We start from the raw sequence: 24,259 nt of genomic DNA, 5'->3' as shown, positions 1-24,259 counted from the left end.
TGTGCGCCTTTTTGGTAGCGGTTACTACCAAAAAGGCGTACAGGGGGCGGAGCTCCCTACCCCTTCCACCACGGGCGCAGTGGCACATGCGCTTCGCCCTTGGCGCCGAGTTTGACGGCCAAAACCTGGTGCAGCTGAACCACATTGCGCTCGAAGCCCAAGCGGGAGCCGGCCATGTAGAGGCCCCAGACGCGAGCGGTGCCTTCGCCGACCTCTGCGACGCAGGCGTCCCAATTGTCGACGAGGTTCTGGCACCAGCCGGCGAGGGTCAATGCATAGTGCTCGCGCAAGTTCTCCTCGTGTCGCACTTCGAGTCCCACGTTCTGGATCTCGGAGATGATGCGGCCCGATCCGGTGAGCTCCCCGTCGGGGAAGACGTACCGGTCGATGAAACCGCCGGCCTTGGCGCTGCCGCGGTTGTCCGGACGCGTGATGCAGTGGTTGAGCAGGCGCCCACCTTCGCGCAGTTTGTCCTTGAGGAATTCGAAGTACGCCGGGTAGTTTCCGACGCCGATGTGCTCGGTCAGCCCGATGGAAGATATTGCGTCAAAACCTGTTTCGGCTACATCGCGATAGTCGGAGAAGTGGACCTGGGCGAGGTCCGCGAGCCCCTCGTCTTCGATGGCTTTCTGTGCCCAGTCGGCCTGTTCGCGTGAGAGGGTCACGCCGATAACCTTGACGCCCCGACGTGCCGCGTAGCGGACCATCGACCCCCAGCCGCAGCCGATGTCGAGGAGGCGGTCACCCTCTTTCAGCCCGAGCTTTTCGAACACCAAGCGGTACTTGTTTTCCTGGGCCGATTCGAGAGACTGTTCGGTGTTCTCGTAGGTAGCGCACGTGTACGTCATGGACGGGCCGAGGACATACTCGTAGAAGGTGTTCGAGACATCGTAGTGATGGTGAATGACTTCGGCGTCACGAGTTTTGGAGTGGCGTAATCCTTCTGCGACGCGGCGCCAGCGCGGGAGGTGTTCCTGCGGCGGCGGAGCGATGGGGCGCAGTAAATCCCATCCGAGAGAGCGCGTGATGCTGGCCAGCGTCAATGCGGACGGCCTTTTGAGGTGCAGTTCGTCGCCCATGACGCGCAGGATCTGGTAGGGGTCGCCGGGATGAACCCCCTCGGCTTCGAGGTCTCCGGAGACATAGGCCCGGGCCATGCCGAGATCGCCGGGAGCTGTTGCAAGATAAGTGGTTCCGCGTGTCGACTTGAGGTGCAGCCCGTAGTCGGCATCTTCCGGTCCGGCGACGGATCCGTCGTACGCGGTAAATCGTAGCGGCAACATGCCGTCGGAAAGTGTCTCTAGTATCTCCGCGATGGAGAGCTTTTCTTGGTTTTTGGAATCCTTGAACGTGGTCATTTACGTTGCACCGCCTTAGAAAATAGATCCAATAAACGGGAATTCGGGTCGAAGCGTTCCTTGAGATGGGTGTATCGGTCGCCGCCGTAGTACTGGGCTTCGAAATCTTCTCTCGAGTAGTACGAGTCGGAGTACAGCGACTTGTGCCCGTCGAAGTCGCTGACCTTTTCTTCGATCAGTCGATTGGCTGCGCCGTCGCGTTCGCCCGGAACGATGGGTACCGAGGACCAGAAGCCGATGTTGACGTAGGTGCGCTTGGGTTCCAACGGATAGAGGGGCCAAGGTCGAGAAGCCGAGGCCGCGGCCGGGCTGGGTTCGCGAAGGCGTAACGGACACAACCACAATGGCTCGATCGGAATTTCCTGGAGAAACCAGGAAACAAAATCTGCTGTCCGTTCGATCGGGACCTCGACGTCCTGGACGACGCGTTCACGAGGGGGGTTGCCCTTGCGCTTTTCGAGGCGATCGCCGACGTCGTACTTGTGGTCGAGGGCGATCAGCTTCCAATAGAAGCTACTGCGGAGGTACTGCTTGGGCCAGAAGCGCCTGATCTTGGGGTTCTGGGCCCCGAAGGCTCGTGAGCACCAGAACCAATCGGTGTCCCAGCGCCACAGGTAGTCCCGGATGGTGAGGCGATCGGTCTTGGGATGTATCAGCGACGGGTGCTGGATGGAGCGGTAGAAGATGTTCTCGTTTGTGTAGTCGCTGACCGGGCCTTCGTCGTCAGTTTGTACACCAAGAGTGAGGTAGCTCTCGGTATCGGTAAAGACAACTCCGTCGAGGTAGTCGACTGCGACGCCGTCGTATTCACGGTCCGTGACGATGCGGTCCATCGTTGTTTCGAGTATCTTCAGTGAATCGAAACGCAGATGGCGCAGCGCCACATACTTTTTCACCGGCTCCAAGGAAATCTTCAGCCGTGTCGAGTAGCCGAGAGTGCCGTAGGAGTTGGGGAAACCGAAAAACAGTTCGGCATGTTCACCTTCAGGGGTGGCGGTGATGATGTCGCCGTTTCCGGTGAGGATGTCGATTTCCAGGACGGATTCGTGGGGCAAACCGTTCCGGAAGGATGTGGATTCGATTCCCAGGCCGGTGACGGCGCCGCCGAGCGTGATGGTCTTGAGTTGGGGCACGACAAGCGGCGCCAGGCCGTACGGGAGGGTGGCGTCGACAAGATCTTCGTACGTGCACATGCCGGCGACGTCCGCGGTCCGTGCCACGGGATCGACAGCGATAACGCCGGTGAGGCCGCTGACATCGAGTCCGGGCGTTGATGTCTTGGCGCGGGCGCGGAAGAGATTGGAGGTTTTCTTCGCCAGTCGCACCGAACCGTCGGGGGGTATCGCGTGATACGACGCGAGAAGTCGCGCAACGCCTTCCCGGTGCTGCGCAAAACCTGTTTCACGCGCGCCGTCGGAACCCGGACGTTGACCTGTCCGGATTCTGGAAAACTTCGGAACTACCCCATTAAGAGAGAGAGTCACACCCCCGACGCTATCCCGCGCGTTCGGCAGAGGCCATCGGGAGGGGTCGAATTGGGTGAATTTGATCGAGTTGTTGCAAACGGGCACAGGTTTCCCATACCCATTGGTGAACCAGCTCACACGATTGGGTCAGATAGTCGAGATACCGGGCCGCAGCAGGCAGTATTGGCAGAAGTGTCTGTGCGGAGCGGCAGGTAATCCACTTGTACGTATTCCGCGGTAATCGAGTCGCGGTAGTTGATAAAAGGAGACGCAGGGTAAATGGGTCAGGTCAGCGCACATAGTTCGATCGTCGTCGCTACGGCACCGGAGACGGTGCTTGCGGCACTGACGGATTACGAGACGGTTCGCCCACGCATTCTGTCGGAGCAGTACCTCGACTACAAGGTCGTGGAAGGCGGACAGGGCGACGGAACAGTCGTCCGGTGGACGCTCAAGGCAACTGAGAAGCGTTCACGCAACGTCGAGTCGACCGTCACGGTCGACGGCAACGTCATCACCGAGAAGGACGCCAACTCAAGTTTGGTGACGACGTGGACGGTTGCTCCCAACGGAGCCGGTACCACGGTGACGACGTTGACGCAGTGGAAGGGCGCGACGGGTATCGGCGGCTTCTTCGAGCGGACGTTTGCACCCAAGGGCTTGCAGAGCATCCAGAAGAAGGTGCTCGACAACCTCAAGCGTGAACTCGGATAAGCACCCTTCACGTCCCGCTGATGATCCGGCCCAGAGTATTCAGGGCCGGATTTTCTGCATTCCAGTACTCGCCGTGGATGGACAGCCCGGGTGCACCCGGTGCGCTCTCGAAGACCTGAGCGCCAAATTTCGGGTCGGACGGATCGAATCCGTGTGTTCCGAGGACCTTCGGTACCAGTTGCACGGGATCCCAGAATGCTGTTGTTGCGTAGACATGTTCGCCCATATCGGCAGCGGATATCGAATCGAGTCTCAAGTCGCTGACTCGATCCGCGTCGACGCCCGGGCTGGCGACGAAGACAAGATCGTCGACATCGAGTGAGGCGCCGTCGGTCGTGGCGGCACCGATGACGGTACTGCCGTAGGAGTGCCCGATTACCACGTTGTGGGAGGCCGGGCCGTCGTGCGAAGCACGTAATCCGTCCTGGAATTTGTCGAGTGCGGGTGCGGCGCCGTCGGCGAAGCTGTCGAATCCTGCGTCGGGAAGGCTTGGGGGAGCGTTGTATCCGGACCAGAGGATGACCGAGTTGGCAGATCCTGGCGCTGCCGCCCGGGCCGAGTTGAACATGGCGGTGGTCCGCGCAAGGTCCCCGCCGATTCCGGAGAGGCTGGTTCCGGTTCCGGGAACGAGTGTCGCAACATTGTCTGCGGTATCCGGGTTTCCGAGGGCGATCACGGCGTGTCCGTCCGTGCTCAAGGACAGCAGGAACATGTCCGGGCGAAGTTCCGACGCGACGGCGGCGTACGTGCGATCCGGGGAGGTGCTCAATGAGTCCAGGTAGCGGCGGTTGTAGTAGTCGCGGTCCAGGGCGGGGAGTCCGTCACGGTTCCCGATCGTCGGAAAGCGCGTCGCCAGGGAATCCTTTTCAATGGGGGAGAGGGAATTCCAGTATGCGCTGAGTTCAGTGGGGTTGTCCGGCAATATGATCGGGCCACTGACCAAAGCGGGCGGCGCCTCCAGCAGTGCAGCGAGTTGACGAAATGCAATTGCCAAGGCTTCGTCGGATTCATGCTCGACACATTCCACGGTGTCGAGGGCTGCCGAGAGCGTCCGGCCGAAAGTTGCTGCCGCCTCGGCATACTGGTTGTTCTGAAGAATATCTGCCAGATTGATCGGCGATAGTGGGGAAGGCGGGAACACTTCGCCGATATTGGTGACGGTCATCCCGGAAAATGAGGCCTCGTCGGCAATTGTCCTGGCCTCGAGGTATGCGCGTCCGAGTGTATTTGCCGCTCCGGCATAGAGGTCCGCGATCGATCGCACGACAATGGATATGCGGCTGGACGTGCGGAGAGTACCCGACAGGTGGGCGCCGGCAGCGGTTGCGCCTACACCTTTCCAAACAGTGAATTCGGCATCGGCCCGCCGACGGATCTCGTCGAGGATGTCTTCGACCTGCCGGTCCGCTTCGATCAGGTGCGAACTCAACCTTCGTAGTGGTTCCGGCGACCACATGTGAACGTCGGAGATGTTGGGACGCATCAGAACTGAATTCCGTGCAAGACGGCTGCGAGGTCACGTTCCGCGGCATCGAGCAACCGGGCAGTATCGGCAACACCTGACGCGAATGCGCTGACCCGTCCGGACAGAAACCGATAGGCATCAGCAACGCCGTCGACGGCGCCGACGGCCGCGATCGAATCGGAATGACTGTGTAGATCGCCCGAAAGCCGTTGTAGTGCTTCGAGATCTGCTTGAAGGAGCGGGGCCATGCCAGAACGGTATCGGGCCGCACCCGATTCGAACGGACTGAATTCGAGCCTGTGGATGACCGTGAGTTATCCACAGATGACGCACTACGGGCTTGTCAGAAAAGCCTGCACACCGTTCGATACTGCCGACGCGTATTCAGCCTGTCCGGCGGGACTACTCATGCGGGCGGCTTCGTCGGCGTTGCGCATATTTCCGAGCTCTACGAGGATGGACGGCCGCTGCGAGAGATTGAGTCCGGTGAGATCGGCGCGCGGTGCAAGGCCGTACTCACCGATATAGGTGGATGGCGTGAGACCGGCATCGGTGAGGGAGTCGCGCATGGTCTCCGCGAATGCCACCGCCGGTCCGGCCTGGACGGGGTTGAGCGGCGGGGCGGAATAGCAGACGTGGAAGCCTTCGGCACTCGCCGTGGCTCCGTCGGCGTGGATGCTGACCACGACGTCGGCATCGGACGCGTTGGCCGAGTTGGCCCGGGCGTCGACGCACGCTCCGACGCCGATGTCATCGGGTCGGCTCAGGAGGACCGTGGCACCTTCGGCTTCGAGTTCGTTCTTGACCAGGCTCGCGACTTCCCAGTTGAAGGTGTGCTCGGGGAACCCGGCGTCGGTGTTGGTGCCGGTGGTTTGGCAGTTCTTGGTTCCGCCGCGCCCGGTAGGAACCTGGGTGTTGATGGATGCGTCGTTCGAGCCGCTGTGTCCGGGGTCGAGGAAGACGACCTTGCCGACGAGAGTCTCGGGAACGGTGTTGGCTCTGGGAACGGCGGTGGTCTCGGAAAGGCTGACAGCGACCGCTGCTGCTGTCGCGGCCGCAGTGCTGACCGGGCCGGCCTGAGTGGTCTCGGTGGGGATCGTGCAGCCCGCGGTGGCGAGTGCGGCAGCGAGGCCGATCGAGACGGCAGTGCAACGCAATATCGTTGACGAGAGTTCACGGTGATTTGACTGGTTCCGGCGCACCCGCTCACGGTAGCGCGCACCGACTACCCTGGTGTGGATAACTCTGTAGAAAGGACCGCTAGTGCAACCAGGTGAAATGCCAGATATGTCCGCATTGTTGGCTCAGGCCCAGCAGATGCAGCAGCAGTTGATGGCTGCGCAGCAGGAAATGGCACAGGCGGAGGTGACCGGCCAGGCCGGCGGCGGACTCGTCATTGCCACAGTCAAGGGCACCGGTGAGGTAGTCGGTCTGCAGATCGATCCCAAGGTCGTGGACCCTGACGACGTCGAAACCCTTCAGGATCTTGTGATCGGTGCCATTGAAGACGCGTCGCGCAAGGCTCAGGAAGTGGCAGCGGAGAAGCTCGGCCCCCTGGCCGGCGGACTCGGCGGAGGCCTCCCCGGTCTCCCCGGTTTCTAGAGACGAGACCACGTGTACGAAGGTCCGGTTCAGGATCTGATCGACGAACTCGGGAAACTTCCCGGGGTCGGGCCCAAGAGTGCTCAGCGCATCGCTTTTCATCTTCTCTCGGTCGAGCCGACGGCGATCGACCGTTTGACGAACGCCCTGGCACGCATCCGCGACGGAGTCCAGTTCTGCACGGTGTGCGGAACTGTCTCCGATCAGGAGAAGTGCAGAATTTGTGCTGATTCTCGTCGGGACCGAACGATCATCTGCGTCGTCGAGGAGCCCAAAGACGTTCAGGCCGTGGAGCGTACGAGGGAATTCAAGGGGCGCTATCACGTTCTCGGTGGAGCACTCAATCCCTTGTCCGGCATCGGGCCCGATCAGCTCCGCATACGGGAGTTGTTGGCTCGCATCGCAAATCAGGAGGACGGTGTTGACGTTGCCGAGGTGATCATCGCGACCGACCCCAACACCGAGGGCGAGGCGACGGCAACGTACCTTGTCCGCATGATGCGAGATATTCCCGGCTTGACGGTGTCGCGCTTGGCTTCCGGGCTTCCCATGGGCGGCGATCTCGAGTTCGCGGACGAGTTGACGTTGGGTAGGGCGTTGTCCGGGCGTCGTGAATTGTCCAGGAACGCCTGATGAGTGGCGCGCACGCTGGGCGTCGTAGTTCGGAGCAGACGCGGGCGCAGATTATCGAGTCGGCCGGCAAGGCATTTGCCACGCGCCCGTACCGCGAGATCACGCTCAAGGACATCGCCGAAGATGCCGGCGTCAGCGCGCCGTTGATCATCAAGTACTTCGGCTCGAAAGAGCAGTTGTACGACGAGTTGGTCGACTTTCGGGCTGCGGCGATCACGGTTTTCGACGCGCCCAACGAGGAGCTCGGCGAGCGCATGGTGTCGCTGTTCACCAAGCCTCTCGAGTCGTACAAGCCGCTGTCCATGAGCTTGTTGTTCATGAGCGGCGTCAGCGAGGAGAGCAACCGCAAACTGCGCGAGAACTATTCGACGCAGATGATCGACACCTTGGCGGCGCGGCTGCCAGGGCCGGATGCGCGGCTCCGTGCCGAGTTGGCGATGTCGATGGTGGCGGGGGTGGCCATCATGCGTCGACGGATGCTGGCCGGTCATGCGACGGGCACTCAGGACGAGGTCATGGCGATGTACGCGCCGCTGGTGCAACAACTACTCGACGGGTGATCGTCGCCACACTACTTGCTGGTAAATATCCGTTCACCTACATTAGGTGAACGGATATTTACCTTCTGAGGCAGGCGGTGAGGGTTTGACGACGCTCGACCGTGCGCCAGTTCCATCGACTGCCTCAGCCCGCTCACGTTTTCTTTTTCCGATTGTCGTCGCAGCGGCCGTTTTTCAAGCGGTGCTGCAGACGGTCATCGTGCCGCTACTTCCCGAACTCCCGCACTTCACCGGTGCCAGTCGCACGGCAGTGTCCTGGCTTGTCACCGTCACTCTGTTGGTCGGTGCCGTCGTCACACCCATTTTCGGGCGTCTTGCCGACATGTTCGGCAAGAAGAAAATGCTGTTGGTCGCGTTCTCCTTGATGACGCTGGGTTCGATGTTGTGTGCGATCTCCTCGGATATTGCAGTCTTGATCTTTGCGCGAGCACTTCAGGGCGCCGGGTCCGCAGTGATCCCCATCGGAATTTCGCTCCTGCGCGACGAACTTCCGCGCAACAAGGTCAACGGTGCTGTCGCCATGATGAGTTCGACGCTGGGAGTCGGTACCGCCCTGGGCATTCCGTTCTCCGCGATGATCGCTCAGTATTCGAACTGGCACGTGCTGTTCTGGATCACCACCGGGATCGGATTGTCGGTGACACTCGCCGCAGTGGTCTTCATTCGCGAGTCGGAAGCGAATCCGTCGGGCAGATTCGACGGAGTTGGCGCCGTGGGACTGAGCGCCGCGCTCATCCTGTTGTTGGTGCCCATCACTCAGGCCAGTAGTTGGGGATGGGCCAGTGGTTCGGTGATCTCGATGCTGTCTACCTCAGCAGTTCTCTTCACAATTTGGGTATTTCAGCAGCGACGCAACGTCAACCCCCTTGTCGACGTCCGGGCGTTGGTGAAGCGTGCCGTGCTGATCCCGCATATCGCTGCATTGCTCGTCGGCTTCGCCTTCTTCGGAAACACGCTGATCACAACACAATTGCTGCAGGGTGCGAAAGGGCCGGGCGCAGGCTATGGACTGACCATCATCTCCGCGGCGCTGTGCCAGATCCCCGCGAGTATCGCGATGGTTCTGTTTTCGCCGGTGGCAGTGCGGATCACGGACCGCTACGGTTCGCGCACCGCGATGTTGGCAGGCGCAGTGTTTCTGGCCGGCGGCTACGGCATCCATGCTGTTGCCGGTAAGCCACTCTGGGGAGTGGTTGCGGCATTGGGTATTACGGCCATCGGAACGGCAATCGTTTACAGCACACTGTCGCTGCTCATTCTTGTTGCGGTGCCGCGTCAGCGACTTGCTGCCGCGAATGGCGTCAACTCGCTCCTGCGAACGTCGGGAAGTACCCTCTGCAGTGCGACGGTCGCGACGGTTCTGGCTGCCTTTGTCGTCAGCGGCAGTGAGCATTCCACGTCGTGGACGGGTTTTGCCGTGGCCTATCTGGTGTGTGCGGGCTGCGCGGTTGTTGTGTTCGCGGTTTCCCTGCTGCTTCCACAGGGCCGAACACCCAAGGATCTCGAGTTACCGGAACTCACAAACCCGGTGTGATTCGGAACCCGGACAAGAAGAGCGTGATCATCAGGTCTGCGAATTCCTCGGTGGTGTACTTCTGACGATCCGGCCAGTGGGTAGTCGACCACAAGGTGTCCCGCACGGATCGGTAGAAGATTTCGGGTGCGATGTCCTTGCGGAAGATACCTTGGTCGACGCCTGCCTCGACAGCTTTCATCCAGTGCTCGCGAACTTCTCGCGAGGGGATGTCGACGGATTGCAGGAGATCGTTGTCGCGGAGATACGCGCGATCGTTTTGATAGATGGCCGTCGGATAGGGGTGAAGTTCGATGACGAGCAGCGTTTCCCGGATCAGGCCTCGGAGAACATCCTCGGGATCTTTTGCAGTCCTCTCCACCCGGTCGAAGCGCTCTTGGATGTCGGTCATGAATCCACGAAGTAGTTCGGCGACAATAGCGTTCTTGGATTTGAAGTAGTGGTAGAGGCTGCCGGAGAAGACGCCGGCGGCTTCTCCGATGTCGCGAACAGTTGTGGACGCGACGCCTTTCTGTGCGAACAATTCCGCTGAGCTTTCGAGGATTTTCTCTCGACGATCCGGTGTGGCTGCCACGTGGTCTCCGCTGGTGAAGGTCCTGCTCCGAGCAGGCGTTTTCTTACTTCTCGACGTACCGCAATCCTGCCTGATGGCTCGGGTTCGGAACCGACCAGGTGTGTCCCGAGGTGGAGACCCTTGTCCTTGCTCGCCAATGTGCCGGTGGGATCGCGTATTTCAACTTTCGTGATCCTATGCTACCTTCGGGATCAAGCGCTTGGTCAACTCTCGCCGAGAGGGTGGGCTCAGTTGGATTGTGCTTATCCAGTGGCCGATCGGCCCGCGTAGCGCTTCCTGCGCGAACCGCCACAAATCCTTGTTCGTCTGCGCGACAGATATCAGTCGAGGAGCTCCTATGTCACCGCTGTACACAGTTCGCGGCCCCATAGACACCGCCGAACTCGGACGAACATACATGCACGAACATGTATTCGTTCTGAGCGCCGATACGCAGCAGAATTATCCAGAAGAAAGGGGGTGATGAGGACGTGCGGGTCGCTGACGCGATCTCGAAGCTATCGGCACTAGTAGCGCAGGGGGTTCGAACAATTGTCGACCCGACAGTGGTCGGTTTGGGTCGATACATCCCGAGGATTCAACGAATCGCGGAACTACTGACGGTATGACTAGGGAGATTGAACTTCCACATTGAATATCGTCCACATCATCAACAATTCCATTTCCGCAAAGGCCGCAACCGATAGAAAGATGGAAATTATGAGTCAGAAGTTGCCTCTCGAAGGTCGCGTGGCCCTGGTTACGGGCGCAGGCCGAGGTGTTGGAGCTGGAATTGCAATGTCTCTGGCGTCGGCAGGTGCACAAGTTATCGTAAATGACCTCTATCAAGAACGGGCAGAATCGGTCGCAGAATCGATTACCGCAGCGGGTTTCAGTGGCACTGCCTATGCTTTCGATGTCATGGGACCGGACCTAGTTGAGTCTGCCGTATCCAACATCGCAAAGGATTTTGGGGGTATCGACATACTTGTTCATAACGCTGGAATAATTGAAGGAGGTGGCCGACCAAAGAAACTTGCGGACATGCCGGTCGAAGATTGGCAACTACAAATCGAACTAAACTTGGTTGCCATGATTCGTCTTGTGCAACTTGTTATTCCACTGCAAATTGACCGGGGATGGGGGCGCCTTATCCAAATTTCTTCCGGAGCCTCATCCCGTGGTCTTTCGATTGGCGTCTCGGCTTACGGTGCGGCGAAGGCAGGTACAGAGTCTCTTATCAGGCATATTGGCGTTGAATACGGCGCAGAGGGAATAACTGCAAACGCTTTGGCTTTGGGATTAATGGAAGGGATCCACCAAAACCAAGACTCGGGCGTACAAAAGCTAATCAAGAATATTCCCGTAGGACGGCTTGGAAGGCCTTCCGACGTTGGAGCTGCTGCAGTTTGGTTATGTAGCGAGGGTGGAGGCTTTGTGAACTCCCAAGTCATTCATCTTAACGGCGGGACCGTCTTCGGTCGTTGAAATTCCAGAGGGTATCGCGCACCGTTCGATAGAAGATCTCGGGGGCAATGCTCTTGCGGAAGATACCTTGATCGATGCCCTCGGCGGTCGCTTTCATCCAATGCTCGCGGACTTCGCGGGACGGGCCGTCGACGGATTGCGGGAGATCGTTGTCGCGCCGGTATGGCTGTCTCGTGCACTTGGTCGAAGCGCAGCTGAATGTCGGTGATGAAGTTTCGCACGAGCTTGGCGACTATCGCGTTCTTCGACTTGAAGTAATGGTAGGGGCCGCCGGAGAACATGCCGGCCGACTCTCCGATCTGACGAACGGGATCACGTGTTTCAGCTCTCGGGTTCCTATGCTAACTTCAGCATCAAGCGCTTGCTCAACTCTCGTGAACGTGGAGGATTTTTCAGTGGAGAACCTGGAGAAACAGTTTCCGCAATTCATCGGCACGGAGGCCGAACCGCCGCGTGTCGCGCGCTACGCCGTCAACGAGGCGATGATCCGAAACTGGGTCGAAGCGCACGACGACAACAACCCCATCTACGTCGACGCCGACGCTGCCCGCGCTACCGGTAGGCGCGGTGTCGTCTGCCCGCCCGCGATGATCTCGACCTGGGTGATGTCCGGATATCGCCGTTACCGGGAAGTTCAACAACTTCGGAAAGACGGCGCCGTCGAGGACTTTTCCTACTCGAGGCTGCTGGCACTGCTCGACGGGGCGGGCTACACCTCGGTAGTCGCGACGAACGTGGAGCAGGAGTACTTCGCGGAACTGAGTCCCGGCGACCAGGTCACCGCGCACTTCACCATCGAGTCCATCTCACCGTTCAAGCAGACCGGCCTCGGGCACGGGTGCTTCATCACTCTCTTCAAGAACTACGTCGACGCAGCCGGAAAGACTCTGGTGGAAGAGCGATTTCGACTGCTCCGATTCAACCCTGACACGCAGGAGGTGCCCGCATGAGCGAGGCCGCAGTACCGACCAGCCCAGCACCGGTTCCCCGGACCTCGGTGCCCGGACTTACCGTCACCGGAGACAATTCTTTCTTCTTCGAAGCTGCGAAGGAGGGCCGTCTGGAAATCCAGCGCTGTGCGGATTGCAAGACCTTGCGGCACCCGCCGGCACCGGCGTGCCCGTCGTGCCGCTCGTTCAGTTGGGACACAGTCGAATCGACGCGCCGCTGCACCTTGCACAGCTTCACCGTCCTTCACCACCCCAAGGATCCGGCGTTCGACTACCCCCTTGCGGTCGGATTGGTCGATCTGGAGGAAGGCACCCGTCTGGTCGCGGACATCGCGGGAATCGACCACGACGAACTGGAATTCGGCATGGAACTCGAGGTCGGCTTCTCCGAGCACGCTCACGGCGAGATCTTGCCGCAGCTCCGTCGTCGCGGGCAGAGTCCGTCATGAGCTTTCTCGACTGCGTAGTCGGCACTGGTCTGCCTGCACTCGAACTACCGCTGGACCGCACGCTCATCGTGGCAGCCGCGATCTCTTCGCAGGACTTCGAGGACGTCCATCACGATCCGGGCAAGGCTCAGGAACGCGGCACGCCGGACGTCTTCATGAGCATCAACTCCACCAACGGGTTCATCGACCGGTACGTCACCGACTGGTCCGGCCCGGCGTCGCGGATTGTCAAAACCGCACTGAGGCTCGGTGTTCCGAACTTCGCCGGCGACACGATGACCTTCACCGGCGAGGTAGTGGAGAACGACGGTTCAACCGTGACCGTCGCTGTGCAGGGGCGCAACGAACGAGGAACGCACGTCACCGCCACGGTGACGGTGACGTCTGTGGAAGGGGCAACGGCATGAGTCGAGGATTTTCCGGAGCAGCAGCGATCGCCGGAATCGGAGCCACGGAATTCTCCAAGAACTCCGGGCGCAGTGAATGGCAGTTGGCCTGCGAATCCGTCATGGCGGCACTCGACGACGCGCAGATCGAAGCCGAAGAAGTGAACGGTTTTGCGCTGTTCACCATGGAGAACAACCCGGAGATCGCCGTCGCCCGGGCCCTCGGTATCCCCGAACTGACGTTTTTCAGTCGCATCCCGCACGGCGGCGGTGGTGCGTGCGCACCCGTTCAGCAGGCCGCGCTGGCCGTCTCGAGTGGAGTCGCCGACGTCGTTGTCGTTTACCGGGCATTCAACGAACGATCAGGTCACCGATTCGGTGCCGGCCCACCGCCTTTCGCGTACAACCAGTCGACTGACCAGGAATACCGCAACTGGATCAACCCCTACGGACTTCTTACTCCGGCTCAGCAGGAAGCGTTCCTGGCCAAGCTCTACATGCACAAATACGGCGCCACCAGTGCCGATTTCGGGCAGATCTCGGTTCTCTCACGCAAGCATGCTGCCAACAACCCCAAGGCCTGGTTCTACGATCGTCCCATCACCATCGAGGATCATCAGAACTCGCGCATGATCGCCGACCCGATTCGTCTGCTGGACTGCTGCCAGGAAAGTGACGGCGGGCAGGCGCTGGTCATCGTGAGTGCAGAGCGGGCGCGGGATCTGCCGCACAAGCCGGCAATCATCACGGGTGCAGCTCAAGGTGTTGGTCCCCAACAGATTTCGATGAGTAGTTACTATCGTGACGACATCGACAGCATGCCCGAGGTCGAGCTTGTCGCACGTCAGTTGTGGAACCAGGCCGGAATCGGTGTGGACGACATCGATGCTGCCATCCTCTACGACGCATTCACTCCGATGGTGCTGCTCCAACTCGAGGAATACGGGTTCTGTGGACGCGGCGAGGCCAAAGACTTCATTGCGGACGGCAATCTCGAACTGGGAGGCCGACTTCCGATCAACACCAACGGTGGTCAGCTCGGTGAAGGCTACATCCACGGGGTCAACGGAATCGCCGAAGGCGTCCGGCTGATCCGCGGCACCTCCACCAACCAACCTCCGAAGACCCTGAACAACGTCCTGGTGACCGGCGGCTCGCCCGTCCCGCACAGTGCGCTTGTTCTCTCCGCGGATCACTGATTTTCATCGATCACTGAATCTGCACTCCACGTTGAAAGAAAGCAGGAACTATGAACGAGCGGATCACCTATGCGCGGGCTACCCACGGCGAAGAGGAAATTCAGGCGGTAGTCGACGTCCTGCGCAGCGGAAATCAAGGACTGCGTATCGGCAAGAACGTGTTCGAGATGGAAGAACGCATTGCAGCCTTGGCGGGCAAGAAGTTCGGTGTCATGTGCAACTCCGGTTCCTCCGGGTTGTACCTGGCGGTCGAGCTTCTCGGCCTGCCTGCGGGCAGTGAGGTCATCACCTCACCGCTGACGTTCTCCACCGACATCGCACCGATCGTGCGTGCCGGCCTCGTGCCGGTGTTCGTGGACGTCGAGCCCAACACGTTCAACGTCGACGTCACCAAGATCGAGGCCATGGTCACCGAGAAGACCGGTGCCATCCTGATGCCGAACCTGGCCGGCAACTGCCCCGACTGGGACGTCATCCGCGACATCGCGGATCGCCACGGGCTCAAGGTCATCGAGGATTCCTGCGACGCGATCGGCGCCACCCTCCGCGGTACACCCACCGGTTCGCGCGCGGATATCGTCGTTACCAGCTTCTCGATGGCACACATCATCACGTGCGCCGGCACCGGCGGCATGGTGTTGGTCGACGACGAAGCGAGTCGCGACAAAGCGCTGCTGCTTCGCCGTTGGGGCCGACGTAGCGAGCCGAACCTGTTCGGTAGCACGAAGACCGGTCGCGTGTTCCGGGAAGAGCTCGACGGCGTCGACTACGACAACGATTTCATTTTCGAGCTTATGTCGTGGAATTTCGAACCATCCGAACTCGGTGCCGCCTACGGCGTCGTGCAGCTCGACAAGCTCGAACAGAACTACAAGACACGTAAGGCCACGTTCGCGGCCTTCACTGCGGCATACAGTGCGCATCCCGAATTCTTCACACCCCCAGTCGAACTGGACGGTCTGGATACGGCCTGGTTGTGCTACCCGGTGATGATCAACGAGGACGCTCCCTTCACTCGTAGCGATATGCAGGAAGCCATCGAAGCCGACGGTATCGATACGCGAACTGTGTGGAGTGGCAACGTCACTCGCCATCCGATGATGAACAACATCGAATACCGTCAGCCGGCCGAAGGATTGCCGGAAGCTGACGCAGTTTTCGAACGCGGTATGACTCTCGGTATGAGTCACGGCTTGCGCGAAGACGAGGTCGTTCGGATTGCGGAGAGTATCAACCGCTTTGCTTCGAGGTGGAAGTAGCATGACGAGACGTTTCGAAGGTCGCCGGGCGCTGGTCACCGGTTCAAGTCGTGGAATCGGTGCGGGTGTCGCGGAGCGACTGGCAGCGGAGGGCGCCGACGTCGTTTTGGTGGCTCGAACGCTCGGCGCACACGCAACCCTGCTGGGCAGCCTCGAGGAAACCGCTGCTCGAATTGCGAAGTACGGAACCAAGGTTGAGATTGTCGTCGCGGATCTGACGGACGAACAGCAGCGTGACACCGTTGTGCCGCAGGCGATCGAGAAGATCGGCGGGACTATCGACATCCTGGTGAACAACGCGGCAGCAGCGATCTACGCGCCGCTGTCCGAATACCCGCTCCGTCGGCGGCGTGTGGTCTTCGAGGCAAACGTCCACGCGCCACTCGATCTGATGCAGGCAGTAATACCCGGCATGGTGGCACAGGGTTTCGGCTGGATCGTCAATGTGTCCAGTGGAACCACAAAGCAGTGGCAAGGTCCGCCGTTCACGTTGATCGAACCGGGAACAGCGATGACGGTGTACGGAGCCTCCAAGTCGGCGCTGAACCGCATCAGTAACGGCATGGGTGCCGAACTTTACGGCGCGGGTGTGCGCGTCAACACGATCGAACCGCGGGCAGCAGTGCTCAGTGAGGGCGCAAGAGTCCTGGTCGGTGAGACTATCCGTCCGGATCAGGTCGAATCTATGGAACAAATGGTGGAAGCGGTCACAGCGCTGTGTGATTGCGACACCGAGTTCACCGCACAATCATGCGTCAGCCTGGACCTGATCGACGATTGGTCATTGATCGTCCGCGGTCTCGACGCAGCAGAACTTCGAAACGAGGAAATGACATGAACCCCGTCATCGTCGACGCAGCACGCACGCCGTTCGGGAAGCGGGACGGCTGGCTGTCCGGAGTCCACGCGGCCGAACTGTTGGGATACGCGCAGTCCGGTGTGCTCGATCGGGTGGGACTAGACCCGAATACCGTCGACCAGGTGATCGGCGGCTGCGTGACGCCGCTCGGGGAGCAGTTCGGCAACATCGTTCGTACGTCCTGGATGCACGCGGGTCTTCCGCTGAAGGCGGGTTGCACCACCATCGACGCGCAGTGCGGCACGGCGCAGCAGTCGGTGCAGTTGCTGGCCGGTCAGATCGCCATCGGCGCCGTCGACGTCGGCGTTGCCTGTGGGGTGGAACTGATGTCGCGGGCTCCGCTCACCTACAAGGTGGGCACGGGCCTCGGAACGCCCCGACCCGAGTCGTGGTCACTCGATACCGTGGATCAGTACACGGCCGCCGACCGGATCGCCGTCAAGCGCGGTTTCTCGCGCGCAGATATTGACGCCTTCGGGCTTCGCTCGCAACAGCGTGCCGCTGCCGCCTGGGATGCCGGACGATTCGACAAGCACATTATCGACGTGTCGGTTCCGGAGTCCGATGTTCCGATTCACCGCGATCAGGGGCTTCGGGAGTCGAGTTTGGAAGGCCTCGCAAAACTGCGCACCGTCCAGGAAGGCGGATTGCATACAGCCGGAACATCTTCGCAGGTGTCGGATGGGGCGAGTGCTGCCGTGCTGATGTCGGAGAACCGTGCTGCTGCGTTGGGCGTGCGTCCGCGGGCGAAGATATTGGCGCAGTGCGTTATCGGTGGTGACACGGAGTTCATGCTCGACGGTCCGGTGGACGCAGCGTCCATAGTGCTGGAACGGACGGGCCTGACGATTGCCGACATCGATCTGTTCGAGGTCAACGAGGCGTTTGCCTCGGTGCCCATGTCGTTTGCGCAGGTGCACGGCGTCGACCAGGATCTGCTGAACGTCAACGGTGGTGCCATTGCGCTGGGGCACCCGGCCGGAGCAACCGGTATTCGACTGTTGGCCAATGCGATCGATGAACTGGAACGACGCGACAAGTCTATCGCCCTCATCGCGATCTGCGCGTCAGCCGCAACCACCTGCCTGATTCTCGAACGTATCTGACGCCCCAGTAGAACCGAAGATTGAGGAACCAGCCATGGCCCTGCCCCTGCTCGAAGACCACCGTGATCTCGCCGAAGCGGTAGCCGCATTCGCGGCCCGCGGCGGTGTAATTGCCGACACCCGAGCCAATTTCAAGCGGTACGCCGCCGGTGATCGTCCGGATTCCTGGGATTCGCTGGTAAACCAGGGATTGCACGCCGTGCATCTGCCGGAGGTATACGGCGGCGACGGTGCCTCGCTCGCAGAACTTGCGGTGGTGGTCGAGCAGTTGGGCATGGCTCTCTATCCCGGATCGTACGTCCCGACCGTTGTCACCGGCGGAATTCTCGCGACCGGTTCCGGTAGCGCGGCAGCAACAATGTTGAGTGAGTTGGGCGCTGGAGCTACCGGAGCTGTGTCCACGGGTGTCGGGGTAGAGGCAGTCCGCACCGAAACCGGCTGGAGCGTCACCGGTACATCGGATCCGGCCCTGGGTCTACCGGGCGCGGATGTTGTTCTTGTACAGGCCCAGAGCAGCGAAGGTGAACTGTGGTTCCGGCTCACCCCGGCTGCCACAGCGGTAGTCGAGGTCGAGGACGGTATTGACCTGACACGGGCGATCGGCACGTTGACGCTGACCGGTCACCCGGTATCGGACGCGGAGATCGTACATGGTCTGCTGCCGCAGCGTGTCGAGCTGATCGTCAATACCGTGTACGCCGCGGAGGCGAGTGGACTTGCGGCTTGGGCGCTGCGCACCGCTGTCGACTACGTCAAGACGCGAGAGCAGTTCGGTCGCCCCGTCGGCAGTTTCCAGGCAGTTCAGCACAAAGCTGCCATGATGCTCGTGCGCTCCGAAATTGCCTGTGCAGCAGCCTGGGATGCAGCACGGTCGGAAGACCACGACGTGGATCAGCAGCAGCTCGTTTCCGCTCAGGCGGCGCTGGCGGCGTTGCCCATCGGGATCGAGAACGCGCTCGAATGTGTCACATTGCTTGGCGGTGTCGGCTTCACCTGGGAGCACGATGCGCACTTGTATTGGCGTCGTGCACTGAGCATTGCGGCCGTTGTCGGTTCGGAGGAGAGGTGGGCGCACACACTGGGGGAACGCTCCGCCGATGCTGTTCGCGACTTCTCGTTCGTTGATCCCGACCTGTTACCGGAATTGCGCGCCGATGTGCGCCGCGTCTTCGCTGACGTCGAGTTGCTGCCTGATGACGGAACCACCGCCGCAAGTTGGGCTCCGGCGAAGGGGAGTGCTCGGCGCGCACGTTTTGCCGAGGCGAAACTTGTTGCACCGCACTATCGAGCCCCGTATGGGCTGGGAGCGGGACCCAAGGAACAGGCTGTCATCGCCCATGAGTTCGCCACGCGCGGATGGGCGCAACCGTCCACTGTGATCGGTGAGTGGGTGCTTCCGACGATCCTCGAACACGGCAATGCCGAGCAGCACGACAGGTTCGTCGATCCCACGCTGCGCGCCGACATCATCTGGTGCCAACTCTTCAGCGAACCCGGCGCAGGCTCCGATCTCGCTGGGCTGAGCACCAAAGCACGTAAGGTCGACGGCGGCTGGATCATTTCGGGGCAGAAAGTCTGGAACTCGGGTGCACACGAGGCGGATTGGGGCGTCTGCCTCGCCCGCACCGACGCGGATGCACCGAAACACCGGGGACTGTCCTACTTCTTGGTCGATATGACATCGAAGGGCGTCGACGTCCGGCCGCTCAAGCAGTCGACAGGCAAGTCGGAGTTCAACGAGGTGTTCCTCGACGAGGTGTTCATCCCGGACGACTGCCTTGTCTCCGAACCGGGCCAAGGTTGGAAGCTTGCCGCGACAACATTGTCGAACGAGCGCCTGAGTATGGGCAGCACATTGCATCATGGTTCGAGCGATCAGTTCCGAACCGTCATCGCCGACGGTAGTCACGATTGCTCGAGGGAAGACGCCGTAGAAGGATTGGGTCGCAGCATCTCTCGTGAGCTGGCACTATCTGCCATGAACCTGCGCGGCGTCTCGGCCCGCCTGGCCGATCAAGAACCCGGCGCCGAGATCAGCGTCTCGAAGGTGTACAACGCGCTGGCTCAGCGCGAAGGGTCGCGAGATTTGCTCCGTTTGTTGGGACCCCTTGCAGCAGTAGTTGATCCGAAGGCAAACTACGCCATCGACCACATCGGATTGCCCTCCATTCTATTCGGCGGCGGAACCGTCGAAATTCAACTTAACGTCATCGCGCAGCGCGTTCTCGGCCTGCCGCGCTCCTAATTCTCATTCTCGAGGAGTTTCACCATGTACCTGGATTTGTCCGAGGAGTCGAAGACTCTGCGCAAGGAATTGCGCGCGTACTTCGCCGAGATCATCAACGAAGACGACCGCCGCGCGCTCGTCGACCAGACCGAAGGCGGCCCGGTCTTCGACCGCATCCTGCGCCAGATGGGTAAGGACGGCTGGCTGGGACTGGGCTGGCCGGAGGAATTCGGCGGCCGGGGAGAGAACCCCGAAGCTCTGTACGTGTTCTACGACGAGGTGATTCGCGCAAATGCGCCGCTGTCACTGGTCACGCTTAATACCGTCGGCCCCGCACTGATCAAGCACGGAACGCAGGCACAGAAGGACTTCTTCCTGCGGCCGATCCTGGCCGGCGAGTTGATCTTCGCGATCGGGTACACCGAGCCGAACGCCGGTACCGATCTCGCTGCCCTCGAAACACGAGCACGCATCGACGGTGACGATCTGGTCATCAACGGCAACAAGATTTTCACCAGCGCCGGTGTTTTCGCGGACTGGGTGTGGCTGGCTGTACGCACCGATCCGGATGCGCCGACGCACCAGGGTATTTCGGTGGTGTTGGTGCCCACCAGTGCTCCCGGCTTCTCCGTAACCGAGATCCATACCATCGGCGGAATCAGCACGTCGGCAACCTATTACGAAGATGTCCGCGTGCCGCTCACCAATGTCGTCGGTGAACTCAATCAAGGTTGGAAGCTCATCACCAACCAGCTCAACCACGAACGGGTGGCATTGGCCGCTCGCGGCGGTGTCGCCAACGAACTCTTCGCCGAGGTCGTCGAATGGGCGAAGAACGAGCCGGCCGGTGACGGCCATGTCTACGACATCGGTTGGGTGCGAGAGAAACTCGCCGAAATCTACGCCCTGCTCAGTGCAGCCGATCTGATGAACCTTCGGCTGGTCGCGGATGTCGCGGCGAACACCCTGGGCGGTGGAGACTCTGCCGCAGCCAAGATCTTCGGCACCGAAGCTGTCGTGAGTGCGTACGGAATGCTGCAGGAAGTCCTGGGCGCCAAGGGCCTGCTCCGCCCCGGAACTCCGGGAGCGGCGCTCGAGGGTCGCGTCGAAAACTTGGGTCGCCGCGCCCAGAACAACACCTTCGGCGGTGGTACCAACGAGGTGATGCGTGAAATCGTCGCTGCCAAATGCCTGGGAATGACGCTCGCTGCGCGTCGTCGGCCCGTTGTTGTACCGAACGTTATTGCCGCACCGAATGAGAAGAGCTGACATGGAATTCGAATTCGACGACAACCTGTCCGCAGTACGGGATCTGAGTGAATCGATCTTCGCGGCGAAGTCCGGTGTGGATCGCCTGCGTGAGGTGGAGAGCGCTGGCGGTTTCGACGCGAAATTATGGAAGCTGCTTGCCGAGTCCGACATTCTCGGTATTGCGCTGCCGGAAGAGGTCGGTGGCGCGGGCCTCGGAATGCTCGGCCTCGCAGCCGTTCTCGAACAACAAGGCCGTCGTGTCGCGCAAGTTCCATTGTGGTCGGTTATGACGACCGCAGCGCTGCCGATCGCAGAGTTCGGTAGCCCGGAGCAGAAAGCGAAGTGGCTACCCGGTCTGCTCGACGGATCTGTGATCGTCGCGGGCGCGTTCGAAACCGGGCATGGAGCGGACCTGCCGGTTCGGGCCGAGGCGTCGGGTGGCGGTTGGACCCTCCGTGGAACCGTTGAATCTGTGACGGCAGCGGATGTCGCTACGGCACTGCTGGTTCCGGTCGAAATGCCCGGAGGCGATACAAGCGTGATGATTGTGCCCACCGGCAACCTCGTTCGTACCTCGCTGAACGTGACCAATCACGAGAGCAACAGTGCGGTGAGCTTCGACGGAGCAGTCGTCACGGCCGCCGACGTCCTTCCGGGTGACGGAACAGCTATTTTCGATTGGACGATGCGACGAGCACGGGTTGCTCTGGCAGCCTTGGCTGTTGGCGTGTGCGAAGAAGCGTTGGCCATGGCCGCCAAATACACGTCCGAGCGCATCCAGTTCGGTCGACCGATCTCCACGAACCAGGCGGTGTCGGTGCGCGCTGCCGACGCCTATCTCGACACCGAGAGCATTCGCTTGACGGCGCAACGTGCGGCGTGGCTGATGGATACGGGAGCTGAGAGCGAAGCGGAAGCTGCTGCACTCGTTGCCAAGTGGTGGGCGTCGCGTGGTGGACTGCGAGTCGTCCACGCTACCCAGCACCTGCACGGCGGAATCGGCGCTGACATCGACTACCCGATCCACCGCTACTTTTTGTGGGGGCGTCAGATCGCGTTCTCCTTGGGCAGCGCGGGAGCGATCGGAATGGAACTGGGCAATGTCCTGGAGAAGGGCGCTTCGATCGGCGCCCCGGTATGACGCCAGGCGTGAACACTGCGGTGCGTGTGATTCGCGCACCGCAGGGACTTCCACGCGCGGAGGATTTTTCGATCGGTACGGCCGAGGTTCGCCAGCCGCGAGACGGTGAAGTGTTATTCCGGGCCAGTCTTCTGGCGATCGATCCCAGCGCTCGTCGGCGGCTGCCTGCCTCCGACGGGCGTCCGGGTCCACTCGGCGCGGTGGCCGGGATCGGCGGTATCGTCCTTGCCGGGGTGAGCCCACCGCAGGCAGGCCTCGATGGTGCGTTGGTGGGTGAGGTTGTCGCGTCGCGGCATCCGGAGTTTGTACCGGGTGACCTGGTACGTGGCGGAAATACCTGGCAGGTGTTTCACACATTTCGAGGCGAGTATCTGGACTTATTGGAGCCACGTCCGGGATTTCAGTTGGAAGCGGAGCTGGGAGTGCTCGGTAGGCCGGGGTTTGTGGCGTACTGCGGACTGCACTTCGCGGCAAAGCTCGAAGCCGGTATGACGGTGGTGATCTCGGCTGCCGGCGGCGCAGTCGGGATGGTGGCGGGGCAATTGGCTGCGCTGGCCGGAGCCCGCGTTGTCGGAATAGCAAGTGGTGACAAGGTCGCCTACGTCGTAGACGAACTCGGGCTTGCAGACTGCATTGATCGGACGAACGAGACGATCACTGCGGGACTGGCGAGGACCTGCCCGGAGGGCGTCGACTTGTACTTCGACAACGCCGGTGGTGAGACGCTGGCCGCGGTGTTCGAGCAACTCAACGACTTCGGTCAGGTTGTCGTGTGCGGGATGGCAAGTGAGTACAACGGAGCCGAAGCCGACTTCGGCCCACCCTTGCGCCCTGTTCTTCGTAAGCGACTGAAAATTCAGGGCTTTGTGGTCTACGACCATTACGAGCATTATCCGCGTTACCGCGAGTGGGCGCTCGAACAACTCGACGCGGGACGGTTGCGTTACCGCGTGGACGTCGTAGACGGGTTGGAGAATGCCCCGCGGGCGTTGGCAAACGTTCTGACCGGCCGGAACCGAGGCCGTCAGCTTGTACAACTTGGTCCGTTACCACACGTCTTGGGTCAGCGGACACGCCAAGGAACACAGCCCGACACGGTGGTCGGGGAAACGGAAGGTGTATCGGCATGACGAATGACAGCACCACAGCCGCAGGCCTTGCGGTCGTCACGGGTGCGAGCCGAGGAATCGGGCGGGCGATAGCGAGACGTATTGCAGCAGAGGGAATACCCGTTGCGGCAGTCTCTCGCACGTTGCGTTCGGGTGATGGAAATCTTCAGGGCTCGCTCGAGGAAACCGTCGAATTGATTACGGCGGCAGGTGGAACCGCGCAGAGCTTTGCCGTCGATCTGGGTGAACCCGATCTCGATCGCGCCGCTCTGATCGCCGAGATCGAGGACAGCTTCGGGCGCCCGGTGAGCATCCTCGTCAACAACGTGGCCGCGTCCCGGCGTTACGAGACACTCTTTGCGGACATGCCGAGAGAGTGGTTCTACGACTCCGTCGAAACGAACGTGTGGAACACCTGGGACCTGATGAAGGCGGTTATCCCGAGCATGCGCGCGAACGGTGCGGGATGGATCGTCAATATTTCGTCCCGGCAGGCCGGTCCGCGCGTCGGTCCGCCGTTTGCGCCGCATCCGCTGGCCGGTTCTGTCTTGTACGGCGGAACGAAGGCGATGATCGACCGCATCAGCACGGGATCCGCGATGGAACTGTACGGCGATAACATCGCTGTGAATTCGCTTGCGCCCAACCGTGGCGTCGCGACCGAGCACGCTGCCGCAGCGGTTCCGGGATGGCCGTCCGAGCCCGAGGACACGATGGCCGAGGCGGCGCTGCTGCTCTGCACTGCCGAACCGTCCGAGGTAACCGGCCGAGTGGCGTTCAGCCTGCCACTACTGAAGGAATTCGGACGCTCGGTTCATGCACTCGATGGCAGCGGACTGTTGGAGGGCTGGCAACCCGACGATCTCGACGAGAACGGTTTTCCGGGGCACTACCTCACCTTCAATCCGCCGGCGCCGGTGCCGGCCGAACTGCTGAAGTAGGGAGCTAGA

Annotated in this window: 24 protein-coding genes and 1 pseudogene; 19 read left to right on the top strand and 6 right to left on the bottom strand. The window is 61.0% G+C overall.

Going from position 1 to position 24,259, the window contains the following annotated elements:
• Positions 1-56: 56 nt before the first annotated feature.
• Positions 57-1,358 carry a class I SAM-dependent methyltransferase gene (locus MTX36_RS26185; protein WP_243622594.1) on the bottom strand — a complete coding sequence of 434 codons (1,302 nt, stop codon included), beginning with the start codon at positions 1,356-1,358 and terminating at the stop codon, positions 57-59.
• The gene (locus tag MTX36_RS26180) at positions 1,355-2,800 is read right to left on the bottom strand and encodes an FAD-binding oxidoreductase (protein ID WP_243622606.1); all 1,446 of its coding nucleotides are present in this window, start codon (positions 2,798-2,800) and stop codon (positions 1,355-1,357) included. Before MTX36_RS26180 ends, MTX36_RS26185 begins: the two co-directional genes overlap by 4 nt.
• Positions 2,801-3,103: 303 nt before the next feature.
• Between MTX36_RS26180 and MTX36_RS26175 the strand changes: the two genes are divergently transcribed.
• Complete coding sequence (locus tag MTX36_RS26175; RefSeq protein ID WP_243622593.1) at positions 3,104-3,538, top strand: SRPBCC family protein; 435 nt, start codon at positions 3,104-3,106, stop codon at positions 3,536-3,538.
• Between the two features lie 7 nt (positions 3,539-3,545).
• Here the strand turns inward: MTX36_RS26175 and MTX36_RS26170 are convergent, their stop codons facing one another.
• From MTX36_RS26170 to MTX36_RS26160, 3 genes are all read right to left on the bottom strand, one after another.
• Complete coding sequence (locus tag MTX36_RS26170) at positions 3,546-5,021, bottom strand: alpha/beta hydrolase (protein WP_243622592.1); 1,476 nt, start codon at positions 5,019-5,021, stop codon at positions 3,546-3,548.
• Positions 5,021-5,251, bottom strand: a complete 231-nt coding sequence (locus MTX36_RS26165; protein WP_243622591.1) for a hypothetical protein — start codon at positions 5,249-5,251, stop codon at positions 5,021-5,023. The genes MTX36_RS26170 and MTX36_RS26165 overlap by 1 nt, the downstream gene beginning before the upstream one ends.
• Before the next feature lie 84 nt (positions 5,252-5,335).
• Entirely contained in the window at positions 5,336-6,205 is an 870-nt protein-coding gene (locus MTX36_RS26160; protein ID WP_243622590.1) for an Rv3717 family N-acetylmuramoyl-L-alanine amidase, read from the bottom strand.
• A 76-nt stretch (positions 6,206-6,281) separates the two neighbouring features.
• Here MTX36_RS26160 and MTX36_RS26155 point away from each other — a divergent pair, with 76 nt between their 5' ends.
• From MTX36_RS26155 to MTX36_RS26140, 4 genes are all read left to right on the top strand, one after another.
• Positions 6,282-6,605, top strand: coding sequence for a YbaB/EbfC family nucleoid-associated protein (locus tag MTX36_RS26155; RefSeq protein ID WP_094270853.1), 324 nt, complete (start codon positions 6,282-6,284; stop codon positions 6,603-6,605).
• A 12-nt stretch (positions 6,606-6,617) separates the two neighbouring features.
• A complete protein-coding gene (gene recR / locus MTX36_RS26150; RefSeq protein ID WP_094270854.1) occupies positions 6,618-7,238 on the top strand; it encodes a recombination mediator RecR in 621 nt (206 codons plus the stop codon).
• Entirely contained in the window at positions 7,238-7,798 is a 561-nt protein-coding gene (locus MTX36_RS26145; protein WP_243622589.1) for a TetR/AcrR family transcriptional regulator, read from the top strand. Before recR ends, MTX36_RS26145 begins: the two co-directional genes overlap by 1 nt.
• Before the next feature lie 85 nt (positions 7,799-7,883).
• Positions 7,884-9,332, top strand: a complete 1,449-nt coding sequence (locus tag MTX36_RS26140) for an MFS transporter (RefSeq protein WP_243622588.1) — start codon at positions 7,884-7,886, stop codon at positions 9,330-9,332.
• Here MTX36_RS26140 and MTX36_RS26135 read toward each other — a convergent pair.
• Positions 9,316-9,906, bottom strand: a complete 591-nt coding sequence (locus MTX36_RS26135) for a TetR/AcrR family transcriptional regulator (protein WP_243622586.1) — start codon at positions 9,904-9,906, stop codon at positions 9,316-9,318. The genes MTX36_RS26140 and MTX36_RS26135 overlap by 17 nt on opposite strands.
• A 337-nt stretch (positions 9,907-10,243) precedes the next feature.
• Between MTX36_RS26135 and MTX36_RS26130 the strand changes: the two are divergent.
• The 14 genes and pseudogenes from MTX36_RS26130 to MTX36_RS26065 all read left to right on the top strand — a co-directional run.
• Positions 10,244-10,505 (top strand): annotated as a pseudogene (locus MTX36_RS26130) (phosphotriesterase-related protein); the annotation flags it as partial.
• Between the two features lie 31 nt (positions 10,506-10,536).
• Positions 10,537-11,373: an SDR family NAD(P)-dependent oxidoreductase gene (locus MTX36_RS26125; protein WP_243622585.1), complete on the top strand. Its 837-nt coding sequence runs from the start codon at positions 10,537-10,539 to the stop codon at positions 11,371-11,373.
• A 380-nt stretch (positions 11,374-11,753) separates the two neighbouring features.
• The gene (locus MTX36_RS26120; RefSeq protein WP_243622584.1) at positions 11,754-12,323 is read left to right on the top strand and encodes a MaoC family dehydratase N-terminal domain-containing protein; all 570 of its coding nucleotides are present in this window, start codon (positions 11,754-11,756) and stop codon (positions 12,321-12,323) included.
• On the top strand, positions 12,320-12,772 hold the full coding sequence (locus MTX36_RS26115) for a Zn-ribbon domain-containing OB-fold protein (protein WP_094270859.1): 453 nt from the start codon (positions 12,320-12,322) through the stop codon (positions 12,770-12,772). The genes MTX36_RS26120 and MTX36_RS26115 overlap by 4 nt, the downstream gene beginning before the upstream one ends.
• Entirely contained in the window at positions 12,769-13,179 is a 411-nt protein-coding gene (locus MTX36_RS26110; protein ID WP_243622582.1) for an acyl dehydratase, read from the top strand. Before MTX36_RS26115 ends, MTX36_RS26110 begins: the two co-directional genes overlap by 4 nt.
• Positions 13,176-14,357: a lipid-transfer protein gene (locus tag MTX36_RS26105; protein ID WP_243622581.1), complete on the top strand. Its 1,182-nt coding sequence runs from the start codon at positions 13,176-13,178 to the stop codon at positions 14,355-14,357. The genes MTX36_RS26110 and MTX36_RS26105 overlap by 4 nt, the downstream gene beginning before the upstream one ends.
• A gap of 50 nt (positions 14,358-14,407) precedes the next feature.
• Positions 14,408-15,616, top strand: a complete 1,209-nt coding sequence (locus tag MTX36_RS26100) for a DegT/DnrJ/EryC1/StrS aminotransferase family protein (protein WP_094270862.1) — start codon at positions 14,408-14,410, stop codon at positions 15,614-15,616.
• A 1-nt stretch (position 15,617) separates the two neighbouring features.
• Complete coding sequence (locus tag MTX36_RS26095) at positions 15,618-16,454, top strand: SDR family oxidoreductase (protein ID WP_243622580.1); 837 nt, start codon at positions 15,618-15,620, stop codon at positions 16,452-16,454.
• Positions 16,451-17,581, top strand: coding sequence for a steroid 3-ketoacyl-CoA thiolase (locus tag MTX36_RS26090; protein WP_243622579.1), 1,131 nt, complete (start codon positions 16,451-16,453; stop codon positions 17,579-17,581). The genes MTX36_RS26095 and MTX36_RS26090 overlap by 4 nt, the downstream gene beginning before the upstream one ends.
• 34 nt (positions 17,582-17,615) lie before the next feature.
• Positions 17,616-19,826, top strand: coding sequence for an acyl-CoA dehydrogenase (locus MTX36_RS26085; protein ID WP_243622578.1), 2,211 nt, complete (start codon positions 17,616-17,618; stop codon positions 19,824-19,826).
• 24 nt (positions 19,827-19,850) lie between these two features.
• Positions 19,851-21,077 (top strand): acyl-CoA dehydrogenase family protein, encoded by a 1,227-nt coding sequence (locus MTX36_RS26080; RefSeq protein WP_243622576.1) that lies wholly within the window; start codon positions 19,851-19,853, stop codon positions 21,075-21,077.
• A gap of 1 nt (position 21,078) precedes the next feature.
• Positions 21,079-22,200, top strand: a complete 1,122-nt coding sequence (locus MTX36_RS26075; RefSeq protein WP_243622575.1) for an acyl-CoA dehydrogenase family protein — start codon at positions 21,079-21,081, stop codon at positions 22,198-22,200.
• Between the two features lie 8 nt (positions 22,201-22,208).
• Positions 22,209-23,330 (top strand): NADP-dependent oxidoreductase, encoded by a 1,122-nt coding sequence (locus MTX36_RS26070; RefSeq protein ID WP_243622574.1) that lies wholly within the window; start codon positions 22,209-22,211, stop codon positions 23,328-23,330.
• The gene (locus tag MTX36_RS26065) at positions 23,327-24,250 is read left to right on the top strand and encodes an SDR family NAD(P)-dependent oxidoreductase (RefSeq protein ID WP_243622573.1); all 924 of its coding nucleotides are present in this window, start codon (positions 23,327-23,329) and stop codon (positions 24,248-24,250) included. The genes MTX36_RS26070 and MTX36_RS26065 overlap by 4 nt, the downstream gene beginning before the upstream one ends.
• Positions 24,251-24,259 lie beyond the last annotated feature (9 nt).

The sequence above is a fragment of the Rhodococcus sp. ARC_M6 genome, from assembly GCF_022810305.1.
Taxonomy (GTDB): Bacteria; Actinomycetota; Actinomycetes; order Mycobacteriales; family Mycobacteriaceae; genus Rhodococcus_F.
This window is presented reverse-complemented; position numbering and strand designations above follow the sequence as displayed.

What these genes read in the sequence shown, in the direction of transcription:
- MTX36_RS26185 (WP_243622594.1), bottom strand. Translation starts at nt 1,358, where the DNA reads ATGACCACGTTCAAGGATTCCAAAAACCAAGAAAAGCTCTCCATCGCG.
- MTX36_RS26175 (WP_243622593.1), top strand. Translation starts at nt 3,104, where the DNA reads ATGGGTCAGGTCAGCGCACATAGTTCGATCGTCGTCGCTACGGCACCG.
- MTX36_RS26170 (WP_243622592.1), bottom strand. Translation starts at nt 5,021, where the DNA reads ATGCGTCCCAACATCTCCGACGTTCACATGTGGTCGCCGGAACCACTA.
- MTX36_RS26165 (WP_243622591.1), bottom strand. Translation starts at nt 5,251, where the DNA reads ATGGCCCCGCTCCTTCAAGCAGATCTCGAAGCACTACAACGGCTTTCG.
- MTX36_RS26155 (WP_094270853.1), top strand. Translation starts at nt 6,282, where the DNA reads ATGCCAGATATGTCCGCATTGTTGGCTCAGGCCCAGCAGATGCAGCAG.
- MTX36_RS26145 (WP_243622589.1), top strand. Translation starts at nt 7,238, where the DNA reads ATGAGTGGCGCGCACGCTGGGCGTCGTAGTTCGGAGCAGACGCGGGCG.
- MTX36_RS26115 (WP_094270859.1), top strand. Translation starts at nt 12,320, where the DNA reads ATGAGCGAGGCCGCAGTACCGACCAGCCCAGCACCGGTTCCCCGGACC.
- MTX36_RS26110 (WP_243622582.1), top strand. Translation starts at nt 12,769, where the DNA reads ATGAGCTTTCTCGACTGCGTAGTCGGCACTGGTCTGCCTGCACTCGAA.
- MTX36_RS26105 (WP_243622581.1), top strand. Translation starts at nt 13,176, where the DNA reads ATGAGTCGAGGATTTTCCGGAGCAGCAGCGATCGCCGGAATCGGAGCC.
- MTX36_RS26100 (WP_094270862.1), top strand. Translation starts at nt 14,408, where the DNA reads ATGAACGAGCGGATCACCTATGCGCGGGCTACCCACGGCGAAGAGGAA.
- MTX36_RS26095 (WP_243622580.1), top strand. Translation starts at nt 15,618, where the DNA reads ATGACGAGACGTTTCGAAGGTCGCCGGGCGCTGGTCACCGGTTCAAGT.
- MTX36_RS26090 (WP_243622579.1), top strand. Translation starts at nt 16,451, where the DNA reads ATGAACCCCGTCATCGTCGACGCAGCACGCACGCCGTTCGGGAAGCGG.
- MTX36_RS26085 (WP_243622578.1), top strand. Translation starts at nt 17,616, where the DNA reads ATGGCCCTGCCCCTGCTCGAAGACCACCGTGATCTCGCCGAAGCGGTA.
- MTX36_RS26080 (WP_243622576.1), top strand. Translation starts at nt 19,851, where the DNA reads ATGTACCTGGATTTGTCCGAGGAGTCGAAGACTCTGCGCAAGGAATTG.
- MTX36_RS26075 (WP_243622575.1), top strand. Translation starts at nt 21,079, where the DNA reads ATGGAATTCGAATTCGACGACAACCTGTCCGCAGTACGGGATCTGAGT.
- MTX36_RS26065 (WP_243622573.1), top strand. Translation starts at nt 23,327, where the DNA reads ATGACGAATGACAGCACCACAGCCGCAGGCCTTGCGGTCGTCACGGGT.